This is a genomic window from Streptomyces sp. R11, assembly GCF_041051905.1.
GTDB lineage: Bacteria > Actinomycetota > Actinomycetes > Streptomycetales > Streptomycetaceae > Streptomyces.
In genome coordinates, this window is sequence record NZ_CP163432.1 from 7,487,224 (window position 1) to 7,504,217 (window position 16,994).

General features: G+C 70.4%; 14 protein-coding genes. 3 read left to right on the plus strand and 11 right to left on the minus strand.

Annotation, left to right across the window (positions count from 1 at the left end):
* Positions 1 to 4: 4 nt before the first annotated feature.
* The 7 genes from AB5J55_RS34500 to AB5J55_RS34530 form a co-directional block, all read right to left on the minus strand.
* Positions 5 to 964 carry a CoA ester lyase gene (locus tag AB5J55_RS34500; protein WP_062716550.1) on the minus strand — a complete coding sequence of 320 codons (960 nt, stop codon included), beginning with the start codon at positions 962 to 964 and terminating at the stop codon, positions 5 to 7.
* The gene (locus tag AB5J55_RS34505; RefSeq protein WP_369274355.1) at positions 961 to 3,009 is read right to left on the minus strand and encodes a protein meaA; all 2,049 of its coding nucleotides are present in this window, start codon (positions 3,007 to 3,009) and stop codon (positions 961 to 963) included. The genes AB5J55_RS34500 and AB5J55_RS34505 overlap by 4 nt, the downstream gene beginning before the upstream one ends.
* 17 nt (positions 3,010 to 3,026) lie before the next feature.
* The gene (gene ccrA / locus AB5J55_RS34510) at positions 3,027 to 4,364 is read right to left on the minus strand and encodes a crotonyl-CoA carboxylase/reductase (RefSeq protein WP_369276370.1); all 1,338 of its coding nucleotides are present in this window, start codon (positions 4,362 to 4,364) and stop codon (positions 3,027 to 3,029) included.
* Between the two features lie 363 nt (positions 4,365 to 4,727).
* Positions 4,728 to 4,967 carry a hypothetical protein gene (locus AB5J55_RS34515; protein WP_369274356.1) on the minus strand — a complete coding sequence of 80 codons (240 nt, stop codon included), beginning with the start codon at positions 4,965 to 4,967 and terminating at the stop codon, positions 4,728 to 4,730.
* 802 nt (positions 4,968 to 5,769) lie between these two features.
* Positions 5,770 to 5,988, minus strand: a complete 219-nt coding sequence (locus tag AB5J55_RS34520) for a hypothetical protein (protein ID WP_369274357.1) — start codon at positions 5,986 to 5,988, stop codon at positions 5,770 to 5,772.
* A 119-nt stretch (positions 5,989 to 6,107) separates the two neighbouring features.
* The gene (locus AB5J55_RS34525; protein ID WP_369274358.1) at positions 6,108 to 6,920 is read right to left on the minus strand and encodes a TetR family transcriptional regulator; all 813 of its coding nucleotides are present in this window, start codon (positions 6,918 to 6,920) and stop codon (positions 6,108 to 6,110) included.
* Between the two features lie 184 nt (positions 6,921 to 7,104).
* A complete protein-coding gene (locus AB5J55_RS34530) occupies positions 7,105 to 8,910 on the minus strand; it encodes a 3-hydroxyacyl-CoA dehydrogenase family protein (protein WP_369274359.1) in 1,806 nt (601 codons plus the stop codon).
* 402 nt (positions 8,911 to 9,312) lie between these two features.
* Here AB5J55_RS34530 and AB5J55_RS34535 point away from each other — a divergent pair, with 402 nt between their 5' ends.
* Entirely contained in the window at positions 9,313 to 9,888 is a 576-nt protein-coding gene (locus AB5J55_RS34535; protein ID WP_369274360.1) for an adenylosuccinate lyase, read from the plus strand.
* Positions 9,889 to 9,951: 63 nt separating this feature from the next.
* Here AB5J55_RS34535 and AB5J55_RS34540 read toward each other — a convergent pair whose 3' ends face one another.
* From AB5J55_RS34540 to AB5J55_RS34555, 4 genes are all read right to left on the minus strand, one after another.
* Complete coding sequence (locus AB5J55_RS34540) at positions 9,952 to 10,485, minus strand: N-acetyltransferase family protein (protein WP_369274361.1); 534 nt, start codon at positions 10,483 to 10,485, stop codon at positions 9,952 to 9,954.
* A gap of 39 nt (positions 10,486 to 10,524) precedes the next feature.
* Positions 10,525 to 10,923: a RidA family protein gene (locus AB5J55_RS34545; RefSeq protein WP_369274362.1), complete on the minus strand. Its 399-nt coding sequence runs from the start codon at positions 10,921 to 10,923 to the stop codon at positions 10,525 to 10,527.
* A gap of 88 nt (positions 10,924 to 11,011) precedes the next feature.
* Entirely contained in the window at positions 11,012 to 12,589 is a 1,578-nt protein-coding gene (locus tag AB5J55_RS34550; protein ID WP_369274363.1) for an alpha/beta hydrolase, read from the minus strand.
* Between the two features lie 145 nt (positions 12,590 to 12,734).
* On the minus strand, positions 12,735 to 13,778 hold the full coding sequence (locus tag AB5J55_RS34555) for an Rv2578c family radical SAM protein (protein ID WP_369274364.1): 1,044 nt from the start codon (positions 13,776 to 13,778) through the stop codon (positions 12,735 to 12,737).
* A 192-nt stretch (positions 13,779 to 13,970) separates the two neighbouring features.
* Between AB5J55_RS34555 and AB5J55_RS34560 the strand changes: the two genes are divergently transcribed.
* The gene (locus AB5J55_RS34560; protein WP_369274365.1) at positions 13,971 to 14,414 is read left to right on the plus strand and encodes an SRPBCC family protein; all 444 of its coding nucleotides are present in this window, start codon (positions 13,971 to 13,973) and stop codon (positions 14,412 to 14,414) included.
* Positions 14,415 to 14,560: 146 nt separating this feature from the next.
* Entirely contained in the window at positions 14,561 to 16,945 is a 2,385-nt protein-coding gene (locus tag AB5J55_RS34565; protein WP_369274366.1) for an MFS transporter, read from the plus strand.
* Positions 16,946 to 16,994 lie beyond the last annotated feature (49 nt).

Here is a 16,994-nt window from a genome sequence, read left to right on the forward strand (position 1 = left end):
GCGCTCAGGCCTCCGGGATCTCGAACTTGCTGGTGCGCTGCATGCCCGCCGCGCGGCCCTTGCCGGAGATGACCAGCGCCATCTTGCGGCTGGCCTCGTCGATCATCTCGTCGCCGAGCATCGCCGAGCCCTTCTTGCCGCCCGCCTCGGACGTGTAGTAGTCGTACGCGTCCAGGATCAGCTCGGCGTGGTCGTAGTCCTCCTGCGAGGGCGAGAAGATCTCGTTGGACGCCTCGACCTGGCCCGGGTGCAGCACCCACTTGCCGTCGAAGCCGAGCGCGGCGGCGCGCTGGGCGACCTCGCGGTACCCGTCGATGTTGCGGATCTGGAGGTAGGGGCCGTCGATCGCCTGGAGGTTGTTGGCGCGGGCGGCCATCAGGATCTTCATCAGGATGTAGTGGTAGGCGTCCGCCGGGTAGCCGGGCGGCTGCTCGCCCACGACCAGCGACTTCATGTTGATGGACGCCATGAAGTCGGCCGGGCCGAAGATGATGGTCTCGACGCGCTGGGAGGCCGTCGCGATCTCGTTGACGTTGTTCAGGCCCTGGGCGTTCTCGATCTGCGCCTCGATGCCGATCTTGCCGACCTCGAAGCCCATCGTCTTCTCGATCTGCGTCAGCAGGAGGTCGAGGGCGACGACCTGCTGGGCGGTCTGCACCTTCGGCAGCATGATGCAGTCGAGGTTCTGGCCGGCCCCCTCGACGACGGTCACGACATCGCGGTACGTCCACTCGGTCGTCCAGTCGTTGACGCGCACGACCCTCGTCTTGCCCGTCCAGTCGCCCTCGTTGAGGAACTTGACGATGGTGTGCCGCGCCTCGGGCTTGGCGAGCGGGGCGCACGCGTCCTCCAGGTCGAGGAAGACCTGGTCCGCCGGCAGGCCCTGCGCCTTCTCCAGGAAGCGGGGGTTGCTTCCCGGGACCGCGAGACACGAGCGGCGGGGACGCAGACGGTTGACGGTCATGCGGGGACCTCCAGGGGGTCGAGCTTGTTCGCTTTCCGGATCTCGTCGACGATGCGGCCGATGATCCCGGTGATGTCGAAGTCCTTCGGGGTGAAGACGGCGGCCACACCCGCGGCCCTCAGCTGCTCGGCGTCGCCATTGGGGATGATCCCACCGGCGATGACAGGTATCTCTGTGGCACCGGCCACACGAAGGCGATCCAGCACGTCCGGCACGAGCTGCGCGTGCGAGCCGGACAGGATGGACAGGCCGACCGCGTGCACGTCCTCCGCGAGGGCCGCGTCCACGATCTGCTCGGGCGTCAGGCGGATGCCCTGGTAGACCACCTCGAAGCCGGCGTCACGCGCCCGTACGGCGATCTGCTCGGCGCCGTTGGAGTGCCCGTCCAGGCCGGGCTTGCCGACCAGGAACCGCAGCTTGCCAACGCCCAGGTCCTTCGCCGTCAGGTCGACCCTGCGGCGGACGTCGGCCATGGCCGAGCCCTCCTCCGCGGGGACGGCGACCGGCGCCGACGACACGCCCGTCGGCGCCCGGAACTCCCCGAACACCTCGCGCAGCGCCCCGGCCCACTCGCCGGTCGTGACACCGGCGCGGGCGCACTCCAGGGTGGCCTCCATGAGGTTGTCGGTGCCCTTGGCGGCCTCCTTCAGCCGGTCCAGCGCCTTGCAGGGACGCGGGTGGTTGAAGGGCGGCTGGTAGCGGGTGTCGCGCCAGTGCTCGAGGGAGCCGATGACACGGGCCTCGACGGCCGGGTCGACCGTCTGGATGGCCGTGTCGAGGTCGGCCGTCAGCGGGTTCGGCTCGGTCGTCTCGAAGATGTTGACGCCGATGATCTTCTCCTGCCCGGACTCGATCCGGGCCCGGCGCTCGGCGTGCGAGGAGACCAGCTGCGACTTGAGGTAGCCGGACTCGACGGCGGCCATCGCGCCGCCCATCTCCTGAATCCGCTCGATCTCCGCGAGGGACTCCTCGACGAGCTTGCTCACCTTCGCCTCGATGACGTGCGAGCCGTCGAAGATGTCCTCGTACTCCAGCAGATCGCTCTCGTGCGCCAGCACCTGCTGGATACGCAGCGACCACTGCTGGTCCCAGGGCCGGGGCAGACCCAGCGCCTCGTTCCAGGCGGGCAGCTGCACGGCACGCGCGCGTGCGTCCTTCGAGAGGGTCACGGCCAGCATCTCGAGGACGATCCGCTGGACGTTGTTCTCCGGCTGCGCCTCGGTCAGACCGAGGGAGTTGACCTGGACGCCGTACCGGAAGCGGCGCTGCTTGGGGTTCTCGATGCCGTAACGCTCGCGCGTGACCTGATCCCAGATCCGCCCGAACGCCCGCATCTTGCACATCTCCTCGATGAAGCGGACGCCCGCGTTCACGAAGAAGGAGATACGGGCCACGACGTCCCCGAACTTCTCGGCGGGGACCTGCCCTGAGTCGCGTACTGCATCGAGAACCGCGATCGCGGTGGACATCGCGTACGCGATCTCCTGGACCGGTGTGGCGCCCGCCTCCTGCAGGTGGTAGCTGCAGATGTTGATCGGGTTCCACTTCGGGATGTGGGAGACCGTGTACGTGATCATGTCCGTCGTCAGCCGGAGTGAGGGCCCCGGCGGGAAGACATGGGTCCCCCGCGAGAGGTACTCCTTGACGATGTCGTTCTGGGTCGTGCCCTGGAGCTTGGTGATGTCCGCGCCCTGCTCCTCGGCGACGACCTGGTAGAGCGCCAGCAGCCACATGGCGGTGGCGTTGATCGTCATCGAGGTGTTCATCTGCTCCAGGGGGATGTCCTGGAACAGCCGGCGCATGTCACCGAGATGGGCCACCGGTACGCCGACCCGGCCGACCTCGCCGCGGGCGAGGATGTGGTCGGAGTCGTAGCCGGTCTGCGTCGGCAGGTCGAACGCGACCGACAGACCGGTCTGGCCCTTGGCGAGGTTGCGCCGGTACAACTCGTTGGACGCCTCGGCCGTGGAGTGACCGGCGTACGTGCGCATGAGCCACGGCCGGTCCTTCTCCCGCTTGCCTTCGGCGGGCTGACGCTCAGTCATCTATGACCTCGGGTGTCTCAGATGTTGCGGAAGCGGTTGATGGCGTCGATGTGCTGGGCGCGCATCTCCTCGTCGCGCACGCCGAGACCTTCCTCGGGGGCGAGGCACAGGACGCCGACCTTGCCCTGGTGGAGGTTGCGGTGCACGTCGTAGGCCGCCTGGCCGGTGTCCTCCAGCGAGTACACCTTCGACAGCGTCGGGTGGATCTTGCCCTTCGCGATGAGCCGGTTGGCCTCCCAGGCCTCGCGGTAGTTGGCGAAGTGCGAGCCGATGATCCGCTTCAGCGACATCCACAGGTAGCGGTTGTCGTACTCGTGCATGTAGCCCGAGGTCGAGGCACAGGTCGTGATGGTGCCGCCCTTGCGGGTGACGAAGACCGAGGCGCCGAAGGTCTCGCGGCCCGGGTGCTCGAAGACGATGTCGATGTCCTCGCCGCCGGTCAGCTCGCGGATGCGCTTGCCGAAGCGCTTCCACTCCTTCGGGTCCTGGGTCTGCTCGTCCTTCCAGAACTTGTAGCCCTCGGCGTTGCGGTCGATGATCGCCTCGGCGCCCATCGAGCGGCAGATGTCCGCCTTCTGGTCGCTGGAGACGACACAGATCGGGTTGGCGCCACCGGCCAGTGCGAACTGCGTGGCGTACGACCCGAGTCCGCCGCTCGCGCCCCAGATCAGGACGTTGTCGCCCTGCTTCATGCCGGCGCCGTTGCGGGAGACCAGCTGGCGGTACGCGGTGGAGTTGACCAGGCCCGGAGCGGCTGCCTCCTCCCAGCTGAGGTGACCCGGCTTGGGCATCAGCTGGTTGGACTTGACGAGGGCGATCTCCGCGAGGCCGCCGAAGTTCGTCTCGAAGCCCCAGATCCGCTGCTCGGGGTCGAGCATCGTGTCGTTGTGGCCGTCGCTGGACTCCATCTCGACGGACAGACAGTGCGCGACGACCTCGTCACCGGGCTTCCAGGCGTTGACGCCCGGGCCGGTGCGCAGGACGACGCCCGCGAGGTCGGAGCCGATGATGTGGTACGGCAGGTCGTGGCGCTTGGCCAGGTCGTTGGTGCGGCCGTAGCGCTCCAGGAACCCGAAGGTCGACAGCGGCTCGAAGATCGACGTCCACACCGAGTTGTAGTTGACCGAGGAGGCCATGACGGCCACCAGGGCCTCACCCGGGCCGAGCTCGGGCAGCGGGACGTCGTCGAGGTGGATCGACTTGCGCGGGTCCTTGTCGCGGGTCTCCAGGCCCGCGAACATCTCCGTCTCGTCCTTGTGCACGGTGATCGCGCGGTACGACTCGGGGAGCGGCATGGCGGCGAAGTCGGCGGGCGTGGAGTCCGGCGACTGGATCGCGTCGAGGATGTCCTTCACGGTCACGGTGTTGCCTCCGGCGATACGCACCCTGAGGGAGGGGTGCTGAGGGTTACGTCGGTGCTGCTGAGGGATTTGGTGGTTGCCGTCGGTTCGGCTGTTGTGCTGTTCGGCAGCGCTTTGTGGCGCGGGAGGTTGCCTGTGACGCAGGCGCCCGGGCGCGCAGGCCCCGGGAGGAGCTTGCGGGGACAGCCGACGTACGAAAGGTCTCTGCACGCCGGCCGCCCGGACACTTTCAACGTATGGCACGGCGTGTCACGTGGCAAGGCACTGGGTGCCAGAACTTGCTCTCAGATGAAATCTTTACGTAACAAATGAGCGATGATCGATCAAAGCTACCGACGAGTAGGTGTTAATCGGGCGCTATCGGTCACCAGTCGTCGTCAGTCGGTGGAGCAGGGTGTCGCGGTGGACGACGAGGCGCTCGGCGGTCCGGACGAACGGGTAGCCGCACTCCGCCCAGGTGATCAGCGTCTCCCGCCGTACGACCGAGGCGGCGAGCTGTGGCACCCGCAGGTCGGTCACCGTGAACACGCGGCCCACCGGCTCCAGTCGTGAACCGGCACGCAGTGCCGGCGCGGCGTCCCGGTACGAGTCGTGCATGCCGGCGACGCCCCGGCCCCGCTCCTCGCCCGTCGCACCAGGGTGCGGCGCACGGGCTGGCGGGCTTCCGTCGGCTCGGCGCGGCGGTCGCGCTGGAGTGGGTGCCGCGGGGTGCGGCGCCGGCCGAGACGGAGCCCGCCCTCGGGCCCGCCGCCCCGGCCGGGTTCCTGGTGGAGCGTCAACTGGGGTTGGACAGCGGCCAGTTCGTGGCGGCGGCGCGATGGAGCCGAACTGGTCGAGGCGCGCGGGTGACGACGGTGCGGGAGGACACGGATCGCGTCGAGGTCCGTACGGTCGCGGGGCCCTGCCAAGCGCGTGCCGTCGTGATCGCCGCGGGCGTCCGGTCCCGGGAGGTGTGCGCCTCGCTCGGCGTACGCATCGAGATGGCCGCCGGGACGATGGGGTTCGACCGGGACCCGGACCTCTTCCGACAGGGCCGCGTTCAGGCGCTGGTGGCGGCTGCCCGGCCGGGCGCCGAATGGGAGCGGCGGGAGCAGGAGTGGATGGGGCCGCGCCCCCGATGCCCCCGACGGCCTGCCCCTCATCGGCCCGGTACCGGGCCGCCCCGCGGATCCTGCTCGACACCGGCCACGACATGCCGGCCCCGGCGACGGGACGGCTGGTGGCGGGGCTGCTCACGGGGGAAGCGGACCCGGGACCCGGCGGCGAGGTGCGCCCCCGGGCCGGTCGGTCCGGCTGCGCCCGGGATAGGGCCTGGTCCGGCGGGTCATGCCTCTGTCGCGAGGCCTGGCACGAGGCTGTCGCTCGGGACCGGCCCGATCCGCCGGACAGGCGCTGGTCGCTAGGCGCCCAGGCCGAGCAGGGCCACCTGCAGGGGCAGCGCCGGCTCCTCGGGGAGGGCGGGCGGTTCCTCGCCGCGGCCCGTGTGCGTGGGCGGGACGGCGCGCAGGCCCTTGATGCCGTCGGCGGCCCACTTCGCGTCCGTCGCGGGCAGGGACAGGGTCATGCGCCGCCCGTCGGCCAGCGTGGCCTGAAGCTTGGTCGGGTCGTTCGTCTGCATGGCAACCCTCTTCCGTCAAGCGCACCATCAAGATCGTGCTTCGACATGGAGGACGGACGGGTCGGGGAAATGGTTCCCGTGGAGGCCTCACCAGGAGGTCCCCGAAGCCCGATGACGCTCTACGCCCGCTCCTTCAGCGCCTGCTCGATGGTGCGCATCACCTCGTCGAGCGGCGCGTCGGTCCGCGCCACGGTCACGAGCACCTCGCCCTGACCGGCCACGGAGGCCGGCATCGTACGCGGCGCGGTTTCCCGGCCCGCCCCGATCCCTGTCCCGAACGTCCGCCGCACGATCGCGAAGGCGTGGTCGAGCTGTGCCTCCACGTCGCCCTGTCCGCCGGCCCGCAGCCAGCGCCGCAGGACGTGGTTGTGCGCGGTGACCACGGCCGACGCGGCGACCTCCGCCAGCAGCGGGTCGTCATTGGCGTCGTCGTCGTGCGCGTGCTCGTCGAAGTGCCCGAGAAGATAGCGGGTGAACAGGCGCTCATAGCGGGCCACCGACGCGATCTCCGCCTCACGCAGGGTGGGCACCTCGCGCGTGAGCTTGTAGCGGGCCACCGAGATCTCCGGCCGGGCCGCGTACATCTTCATGACTTCCTTGATGCCACGGCACACGGTGTCGAGCGGGTGCTCGTGCGCGGGTGCCGCGTTGAGCACCGCCTCCGCGCGGATCAGCGTGTCGTCGTGGTCGGGGAAGATCGCCTCTTCCTTGGAGCGGAAGTGGCGGAAGAACGTGCGGCGGGCGACCCCGGCCTGCGCCGCGATCTCGTCGACAGTGGTTGCCTCGTACCCCTTGGTCGCGAACAGCTCCATGGCCGCGGCAGCCAGTTCGCGGCGCATCTTGAGCCGCTGGGCGGCCGCGCGACTGCCGGCGGCACTTTCCGGCGCGTCGGGCGTGGCTGGTGTACGTGAGGACTTGGCGGGCTGGGGCATGACCCGAACGTACTGCATGTGCGCAGCTTGATGCGCATGTACGGGGTTTCCCCCGCCCTCGGCGGGCGGGGGAGAGCCGAGTTCGGCGGGCGGGGCCGAGCCGCGCCGGGTGGCCGGGGGAGAGCTGCCGGGGTCCAGCAGCCCGCCCCACTCCTGACCGCCTCCGAACCAGTCCCCGGGCCGCTCAGCGCCGGGCATATTCGCGGAAGCCACGACCCGTCTTGCGGCCGAGGCAGCCCGCGGCCACCAGGTGCTCCAGCAGCGGCGCCGGAGCCAGGCCCGGGTCGCGGAACTCGCGGTGCAGGACCTTCTCGATCGCGAGGGACACATCGAGCCCGACGACGTCCAGCAGTTCGAACGGCCCCATCGGGTAGCCGCCGCCCAGCTTCATCGCCGCGTCGATGTCGTCGAGCGTCGCGTAGTGCTCCTGCACCATCTTGATCGCGTTGTTCAGGTACGGGAACAGCAGCGCGTTGACGATGAATCCGGCCCGGTCGCCGCAGTCCACGGCGTGCTTCCTGATCCGGCCGCAGACCTCGCGGACCGTCGCGTGGACGTCGTCGCCCGTCAGGACCGTGCGGACGACCTCGACCAGCTTCATGGCCGGCGCCGGGTTGAAGAAGTGCATGCCGATCACGTCCTGCGGACGCGAAGTGGCGCGGGCACAGGCGACGACGGGCAGCGAGGAGGTGGTGGTGGCCAGCACCGCGCCGGGCTTGCAGACCTTGTCCAGCGTCGCGAACAGCTGCCGCTTGATCTCCAGGTCCTCGGCGACGGCCTCGACCGCCAGATCGACGTCGGCGAACGCGTCGTACGAGCCCGCCGCGGTGATCCGGTCCAGGGTCTGCGCGGCGGCCTCGGCGGTCATCCGGCCCTTGTCGACAGAGCGAGAAAGGGACTTGCCGATACGGGCCTTCGCGGTCTGCGCCTTCTCCTCGCTGCGGGCGGCGAGCACGACGTCGTAGCCGGCCTTGGCGAAGACCTCCGCGATCCCGGACGCCATGGTGCCGGAGCCCGCGACACCGACCGAGCGGACCTCGCGGCCCGGCGTGAGGGCGGCGCCGTCCAGCGGCGTCAGCGCGTCCCGCACGACGGTGGCGCTGCCCGGCGCCTCGTACGTGTAGAAGCCGCGGCCCGACTTACGGCCCGTCAGGCCCGCCTCGCTGAGCTGCTTGAGGATCGGCGCGGGGGCGTGCAGCCGGTCGCGGGACTCGGTGTACATCGCGTCCAGGACCGTGCGCGCCGTGTCGATGCCGATCAGGTCCAGCAGCGCCAGCGGGCCCATCGGCAGTCCGCAGCCCAGCCGCATCGCGGCGTCGATGTCCTCGCGGGAGGCGTACTTCGCCTCGTACATCGCGGCCGCCTGGTTGAGGTAGCCGAACAGCAGCCCGTCGGCGACGAATCCGGGCCGGTCGCCCACCGCGACGGGCTCCTTGCCGAGGTCCAGGGCGAGGTTGGTGACCGCGGAGACGGCGGTCGGCGCGGTCAGCACCGAGGAGACGACCTCGACCAGCCGCATCGCGGGCGCCGGGTTGAAGAAGTGCAGACCGAGAACCCGCTCCGGGCGGGCCGAGTCGGCGGCCAGCCGCGTGACGGAGAGGGCGTTGGTGCCGGTCGCCAGGATCGTCTCGGGGCGCACGATCCCGTCCAGCTCGCGGAAGATCTGCTGCTTGATCTCGTACGACTCCGGAGCCACCTCGATGACCAGGTCCGCGTCGGCCGCGGCGCGCAGGTCGGTGGAGGTGCGGACGCGAGCGAGGGCGTCCGCGCGCTGGTCCTCGGTCAGTTTGCCGCGCTCCACGGCGCGGGCGGTCGAGGACTCCAGGGCGGCGACGGCCGTGGCGGTCGCGGCCTCGCTGATGTCGATGCCGATGACGTCGCGACCGGCCTTGGCGAGGACCTCGGCGATGCCGGTGCCCATGGTGCCGAGGCCGACGACGGCAACGGTCTTCAGCGGGGACAGAGGGGTGTCGGACAGGGGAGTGGCCATCGCGGGACTCCAGGAATGAGGGTGACGACTGGGAGCGCGCCCGGGTGCGCCGGAGCCCGGCCCAATCGAGGCCGAACTGTGAGCGCACCGGGTGCGGAGAGGAGTGAGTGCGGGTGTTGCCGGGCTACTGGCGCACACGCCCGGTGCCGTCGCCGAGGGGCGTGCACACGCCCCGGGGAACGGAGGATCCGACCGGCCCTGTCCCGGAGCCGAGTCGTACTGAGGTACGTGATGTACCGAACCGACCAGCACTCGCGGCGGCTGCGTCACCAGGCCGCTGCAAGCAAATGTGCGAGTGGGTGACTCGCTCGTATGAGCTTAACCGGTGGGTAACGAGCACGCCAGCCCCCGTCTTTGTGATGTAGGTCCCGAGAAGCGGGCCGCTTGCATACGCTCGCCTTCATGGACGAAGAGTTGCGATCACTCACGGAGCGCTTACGGCAGGAGTCCGGTGCGTCGGCCGCGTACGACCGTCTCGTGACGACCGGGGACCTGGGCGAACTGGCCGACGTGCTCACCGCGCCGGGGCAGCCCCTGTGGGCCAGGGAGTTGGCCGCGTTCCGGCTGGGCCTCGCCGGGGACCGGCGGGCCTTCGAGGCCCTCGTCCTGCTTCTCAACCACCGCGACCCGCAGCGCTGCGCCTCCGCCGCCCACGCCCTCGCCCGCCTCGGCGACCCGCGCACCGCCCGCGCGGCCGCCGCCCTCGCCACCAACGAACTGCGCGTCGCCTACGCCCTGCACCCGGTCCGGCTCCTGGTCGAACTGCGCGCCCCCGAGGCGGTGCCCGCCCTGATCACCACCCTGGAGCGACGCCTGCGCCCGCACGACCCGTACCGCCGCGTGGCCCTCGCCTGCGTGGACGGCCTCGGAACCCTCGGCGACACCCGGGCCAGACGTATCCTGAACGAGGCCCTGGCCCACCCGACCCTCGCGGCGGCGGCGGTACGGGCCCTGGCACGCATCCCGCACCAGCGGTGAGGCCCCGGCCGGCAGACGGCAACGCGCAAGAACGGACGGCGACGCGCAAGTGCGACGCCTCTGTCAGCCGGCCCTCAGCGCCCGCACGTACCGCACCTCGGGCACCCCGACGCCGTCCACCTCGAAGGGCTCCTCGGCCCCGTCCGCCCGGAAGCCGCCCCGTTCGTAGAAGCGCCGGGCGCGGACGTTGTCCTTGAGGACCCACAGGAGCATGCGGGCATGTCCGGCGGCCGTACACAGGCGTACCGACTCCTGGAGCAGGGACTTCCCGATGCCGGTGCCGTACTGCCCGGGGTCCACGTAGATGGCGTACAACTCGGCGTCGTCGGTGCGCACTTCGCCGTCACGGTACGGGCCGTGGCAGGCCCAGCCCACGATCCGACCGCCCTGCTCGGCGACCAGGTCGACCACGCTGTTGTCGGCCTGCGCGAAGTAGGCGCGGCGGCGTCCGGCGTCCTGGGTCACATCCAGGGTGTCCAGGTACGACTGCGGGATCAGGCCCTGGTAGGCGGTCTGCCAGCCGCCGACGCGGATCTCGGCGACGCGGTCGCAGTCGGCCAGGGTCATGGGGCGGATCCGTATGCCGTCGTCATCCATGACGGCACCGTAGTCACCCGTCACCCGGTTTGCCCCCGATTACGCCGGCAGCACCGCGAACGCCTCGACCTCCATCAGGAACTCCGGGCGCACCAGCCCGGCCACCTGGACCGCCGACGCGGCCGGCAGCCGGTCGTCGGGTATGTGCTCGGCGCGGGCCGTGCGGAGCGCGGGCATGTGGGCCATGTCCGTGACGAAGTAGGTGAGCTTGACGACGTCGTCGAAGGTCGCGCCGACCGCGGTGAGGCAGCGCTTCAGGTTCTCGAAGACCTGGCGTGCCTGCGCCGCGGGGTCGCCCTCCCCGACCAGCTTGCCGTCCTCGTCGAGGGCGAGCTGGCCGGAGACGGCGACGAAGCGGCCGGTGCCGAGCACGACGTGTGTGTACTGGGCGGCGGGGGCGACCCCGTCGGGGGCGGGAATCCTGGTCAGCTCACTCATGCGTCCATGGTGGACCATGGGTCTGACAACGCCCCCGACGGACCGTCAGGCGATCGGTGCCCGGCGACGGCGATCGGCGATCGAGCGCTCAGTGGCGGAACCCGACCAGCCGATGCAGCTCGGCGCCGCGCGCCGCCGCCGACGCCACCTTGGAGCTCAGCGGCTTCGGGTCGGGCCGCGCCTCGCACACCGCGTCGACCTCACCCGCGCCGCGCGGCACCGTGCCGTGGGCGAGGTAGGCGGCGAGGTGCTTGTCCAGGCAGGAGTTCCCGCCCAGCGTGACGGCGTGGTTGCCGCCGCCCCGCTCGACCACCAGGCTGGAGCGGGCCAGCTGCCGGTGCACCGTGACGGCGCCCTGGTACGGGGTGGCCGCGTCGTCGGTCGACTGGAACAGCAGCACCGGTGGCACCTTGCTGTTGGCGATGCTCACCGCAGGGAGCGGGTCCTTCGGCCAGAACGCGCACGGCGCGTTGTACCAGGCGTTGTTCCAGGTCATGAACGGCGCCTTCGCGTGCACGGACCAGTTGTCCGTCCGCCACTGCTGCCAGTCGCGGGACCAGGCGGCGTCCCGGCACTGCACGGAGGCATAGATGCTGTAGCTGTTCTCGTCGGACGCGTCGGCGGCGCCGAACTTCTCGTACGCCTCGACCAACGGGTCGGCGTTCTTGTCGTTCACATACGCGGCGAACGCCTCGGCGAGGTAGGGCCAGTACCCGTTGTAGTAACCGCCGGGCAGGAAGGTGTCCTCCAGCTCGGAGGCGCCCACCTTCTCGCCGGCCGGCGTCCTGGCCAGGGCCGCCCGCATCCGGTACCACGCCGCCTCGACCCTCGACGGATCGGTGCCGAGCCCGTACGTCCGGTCGTACTTGGCGACCCACGCCAGGAACGCGCGGTGCCGGTCGTTGAAGGCGACATCCTGCGCGAGGTTGGCCTCGTACCAGACGCCGGTCGGGTCGACGACCGAGTCGAGGGCCGCGCGCCGCACCCGCTGCGGGAAGAGCTTGGCGTAGACCGCGCCGAGGTAGGTGCCGTACGAGTAACCGAAGTAGTTGATCTGCCGCGCCCCGAGTGCCGCGCGGATGCGGTCCATGTCGCGCACGGCGCTGACGGTGTTGAGGTGCGGAAGCACGTCCGCGTACTTCTTGCCGCAGGCCCGCGCGAAGGACTTGGCGCGCAGCAGGTTGGCCCGCTCGATCCACGGTGTGCTCGGCAGGGAGTTCGGACGCACCGGGGCGAAGTGGCCGGGCTTGCAGTTGACGGCGGGCTTGCTCCTGCCGACGCCGCGCGGGTCGAAGCCGATGACGTCGTACTGTGCCGCCACCGCCTTGGGCAGTCCGGAGGCGACGAATCCGGCGAGCGTGAGACCGCTGCCGCCGGGGCCGCCGGGGTTGACCAGCAGCGGGCCCTGATACTTCTTCGCGGTGTGCGGGACGCGGGACAGCGCGAGGGTGATCTGCCGTCCGTGCGGTTCGGTGTGGTCGAGCGGCACGTCGAGGGACGCGCACTGCAGCGTCGGGTATTTCGTGTTGCCGCACTTCTTCCAGGTCAGGGGTGCGGTCTGGAAGGTGTCCGCGGTGTCGGTGGCGCTCGCTCCGGCGGGGACGGCCGTCACGGTTGAGGCCATGACGACGGCGGCGCCGCACAGCACGGCTGCGCGTTTTCCCATGGGGTCCTCCCAGGACGGAGGGTGCGGGACCGCGAAGGCCACGATCCCGGCCGCATTCATCCCGGAATGGGCGCTGGAAGAACTGCATCGGGCAAGACTTGACCCCATTGGGCCGAGAAATGCGCCCCAATGCCCGCCAAGGCTCTCAGAGCAGTGAGAGCTGAGTCGGTTCGGACGCCGTGTGCTCGGCTGGGGCCGGCTCCGGCTCGCGCATCCGCCGGGGCATCCCGGCGCGCGTGGGGCCTATCCCGTACTCCTGCGCCAGGTCGTGCACCTGACGGGTGACCCGGCGCTGGTACCACTTCGGCGCGTAGGCGCCGTCCGCGTACAGCCGCTCGTACCGGCGCACCAGATGCGGATGCTCCCGGCCGAGCCAGGCCATGAACCACTCGCGTGCCCCGGGACGCAGATGCAGTACCAGGGGCGTGACCGAGGTGGCCCCGGAGGCGGCGATCGCCCGCACGGTGGCCCGCAGTTGGGCGGGACTGTCGCTCAGGAACGGGATCACCGGCGCCATCAGCACACCGCACCCGAGTCCGTGCTCGGTCAGCGTCCGGACGACGTCCAGGCGGCGTTCGGGGGCGGGTGTGCCCGGCTCCACGGTGCGCCACAGCTCGGGGTCGGTGAAGCCGACCGAGACGGAGACGCCGACGTCCGTCACATGGGCGGACTGCTTCAGCAGCTCCAGGTCGCGCAGGATCAGCGTGCCCTTGGTCAGGATCGAGTACGGGTTGGCATGGTCGCGCAGGGCGGCGAGGATCCCCGGCATCAGGCGGTAGCGGCCCTCCGCGCGCTGGTAGCAGTCGACGTTCGTGCCCATCGCTATGTGGTCGCCCTGCCAGCGGCGCGAGCCGAGCTGGCGGCGCAGCAGCTCGGGCGCGTTCACCTTGACCACGATCTGGGAGTCGAAGCCGAGGCCCGTGTCCAGGTCCAGATAGCTGTGGGTCTTGCGGGCGAAGCAGTACACACACGCGTGCGAGCAGCCCCTATAGGGGTTGACCGTCCACTCGAAGGGCATGCGCGAGGCGCCCGGCACCCGGTTGAGGATCGAGCGGGCCCGGATCTCGTGGAACGTGATCCCGGCGAACTCGGGCGTGTCGAAGGTGCGGGTGACCACCGCGTCCGCGCCGAACAGCGCGGAGTCGGCACGGCTGTGGTCGGACTCCAGGGTGAGGTTCTCCCAGCGCATGAGGCCTCCTCGGTAGCACTGCCCCCAGAATAGAACACATGTTCCCTTGATCGTGCGACCTATCCCCGAGCTTCGTTTTCGATCACTGTGCGATCGGTTCGGAGAGCCGATCGGGACCCCGATTTGGGCGGTCCGGCAGCGGGGTGGTTGGCTTGCTCCAATCCCCGAGAATTCAGGTCCTGGAGGAAGTCAATGGCGCAGGTCGAGGCCACTACGGAGCGGGTCGTCGCGGCGGACGCGGAGAAGGTGTTCGACGCCCTCGCCGACTACAGCGGCACGCGGCAGAAGCTGCTGCCCGGGCACTTCAGCGAGTACGAGGTGCGCGAGGGCGGCGACGGCGAGGGCACCCTCGTCCACTGGAAGCTCCAGGCCACCAGCAAGCGTGTGCGCGACTGCCTCCTGGAGGTCAGCGAGCCCACCGACGGCGAGCTGGTCGAGAAGGACCGCAACTCCTCCATGGTCACCACCTGGCGGGTCACCCCGGCCGGTGAGGGCAAGTGCCTCGTCGTCGTCACCACCACCTGGCAGGGCGCCGGCGGCATCGGCGGCTTCTTCGAGAAGACCTTCGCGCCCAAGGGCCTCGGCCGGATCTACGACGAGCTGCTCGCCAAGCTCGCCACCGAGGTCGAGAAGTAAGTCCCAGGTGTCCGGGGGCCCTTGGCTCCCTCACCGGATCGAGTGGATCTCCGCCGTGTCCGGGACTGTGCCGTAACTCGCCGTGCTTGCTCGTAGTTGTCGCCTAATGCGGGAAATGTGAGCAGGTACGGCGAGGGGAGCGGTACGTGGGCGGCACGACTCTGGTGCAGGACGAAACCGTCACCGCACCACCTCCACAGGCTCCGCCCCAAGGCGCCGAGGCCCAACTGAGCCCGCGCCGGGTGCGGTTGGTCTTCTTCGCACTGATGCTCGCGCTGCTGCTGGCCGCGCTGGAGCAGATGATCGTCGCCACCGCGCTGCCGAAGATCGTCGGCGAGCTGCACGGCCTGGACAAGATGTCCTGGGCGATCACCGCCTACCTGCTCACCGCCACCGTCGGACTGCCGATCTACGGCAAGCTCGGCGACCTCCTCGGCCGCAAGGGCGTCTTCCAGTTCGCGATCGTCGTCTTCGTCGTCGGCTCCGCGCTCGCCGGGCGGGCCGAGACCATGGACCAGCTCATCGCCTACCGCGCGGTGCAGGGCGTCGGCGCGGGCGGCCTCATGATCGGCGTCCAGGCGATCATCGCGGACATCGTGCCTGCCAGGGAGCGCGGGCGCTTCATGGGCCTGATCGGCGCCGCGTTCGGCCTCGCCTCGGTCGCCGGCCCCCTGCTCGGCGGCTACTTCACGGACCACGTCTCCTGGCGCTGGTGCTTCTACATCAACGTCCCCTTCGGCCTCGTCACCCTGGCCGTCGTGGCCGTCGTACTGAAGCTGCCGAAGCCGAAGGCCAAGGCCCGGCTGGACGTCCTCGGCTCCCTCCTGCTCGCCGCCGCCTCCACCTGCCTGGTCCTGCTGACCAGTTGGGGCGGAATCGAGTACGCCTGGGACTCCCGCGTCATCCTCGGCCTCGCCGGGGGAGCGGCCGTCGCCACGGTTCTCTTCGTCGTCGCCGAGCACTTCGCCGCCGAACCCCTCATCCCGCTGCGGCTGTTCAGGGACTCCGTCTTCAACGTGACCGGCCTGGTCGGCCTGGTGATCGGCGTCGCCCTGTTCGGCGCGGCCAGCTATCTGCCGACCTACCTGCAGATGGTCGACGGGGCCACGGCCACCGAGTCGGGCCTGCTGATGCTGCCGATGATGGGCGGCATCGTCGGTGCCTCGATCGTGTGCGGACAACTCATCAGCCTCACCGGCCGCTACAAGATCTACACCGTGCTCGGCGGCGCGCTCTCGGCACTCGGGATGTGGCTGCTGTCCCGCCTCGAAGTCGACACGCCCCGACTGCACTACAGCCTCTGGATGGCCGTCCTCGGCGCCGGCATCGGCATGGTGATGCCGGTCCTGGTCCTCGCCGTGCAGAACTCCGTGCGCCCCGCCGACCTCGGCACCGCCACCAGCGCCAACAACTACTTCCGCCAGATCGGTGGCAGCGTCGGCGCCGCCATCTTCGGCACCCTCTTCGCCGACCGGCTCGCCGACGCCCTGGCCGAACGGCTCCCCACGCGCGTGGGCGCCGAGCTGCCCGACCCCGAGTCCATCACCCCGCAGCTTGTCCACACCCTGCCCCCGGCGTTGCGCGACGACTACATCCAGGCCTACGCCGACGCCATGCCGAGGATCTTCCTCTACCTCGTGCCGGTGCTCGTGCTGGGCCTGCTCATCGCCTTCTTCCTCAAGGAGAAACCGCTGGTGTCCCACAACGCCCAGGCCTCGGAGACGGAATCGGCGCCGGTGAACGCCCCGATCCCGCCCGCCCGTTCGCAGTACGCCACCGGAGTTCCCGTCTGCGGCCTGGTGCTGCATCCCGACGGGACCGTCGTACCGCGCGCGGCACTCACGCTCATCGACATCGGCGGGCAGCAGGTCGGGCGCGGTGCGAGCGGCGACGACGGGCGGTACGCGCTGGCGACGCCGGGTCCGGGGTCATACGTCATGATCGCCGCGGCGGGCGGCCACCAGCCGCAGGCCGTCACCGTGACCGTCGGCGAGCGCCCCGTCGACCTGGACATCGTCCTGGGCGGCGCCGGACGCCTCGCCGGGAGGGTGCTCACCCCGGACGGCACGCCCGTGGACGCCACGGTCACGCTCACCAACGTGCAGGGCGAGGTCGTGGCCACCACCCGCAGCGGACGCGAGGGGGGCTATGTCATCACCGAACTCGTCGCCGGCGAGTACACCCTCGCAGCGAGCGCGTCGGCCTTCCGCCCGGCTGCCGTCCCCGTCACCGTCAAAGCGGCCCGCGAGACGCGCCAGGACATCGAACTCGCCGGCGGCGCCCTGCTGCGGGGCACCGTGCGGGCAGGCGGGGGGCGGCCCGTCGAGGACGCGCGTGTGACACTGCTCGACGCCGCCGGCAACGTCATGGACACGCTCACCACGGGCCCCGACGGGACCTTCCGGTTCGTCGACCTGTCCACCGGCGAGTACACCGTCATCGCCACGGGTTACCCGCCGGTCGCCACCGTGCTCCAGGTCGCCGGCGGAGGCCGTACGGAACGCGATCTTCAGCTGGGGCACGAGGACTGAGCCGGCGCACCGGCACATGGATTGTCCTGCGGGGACGCGGCGAGAGTGG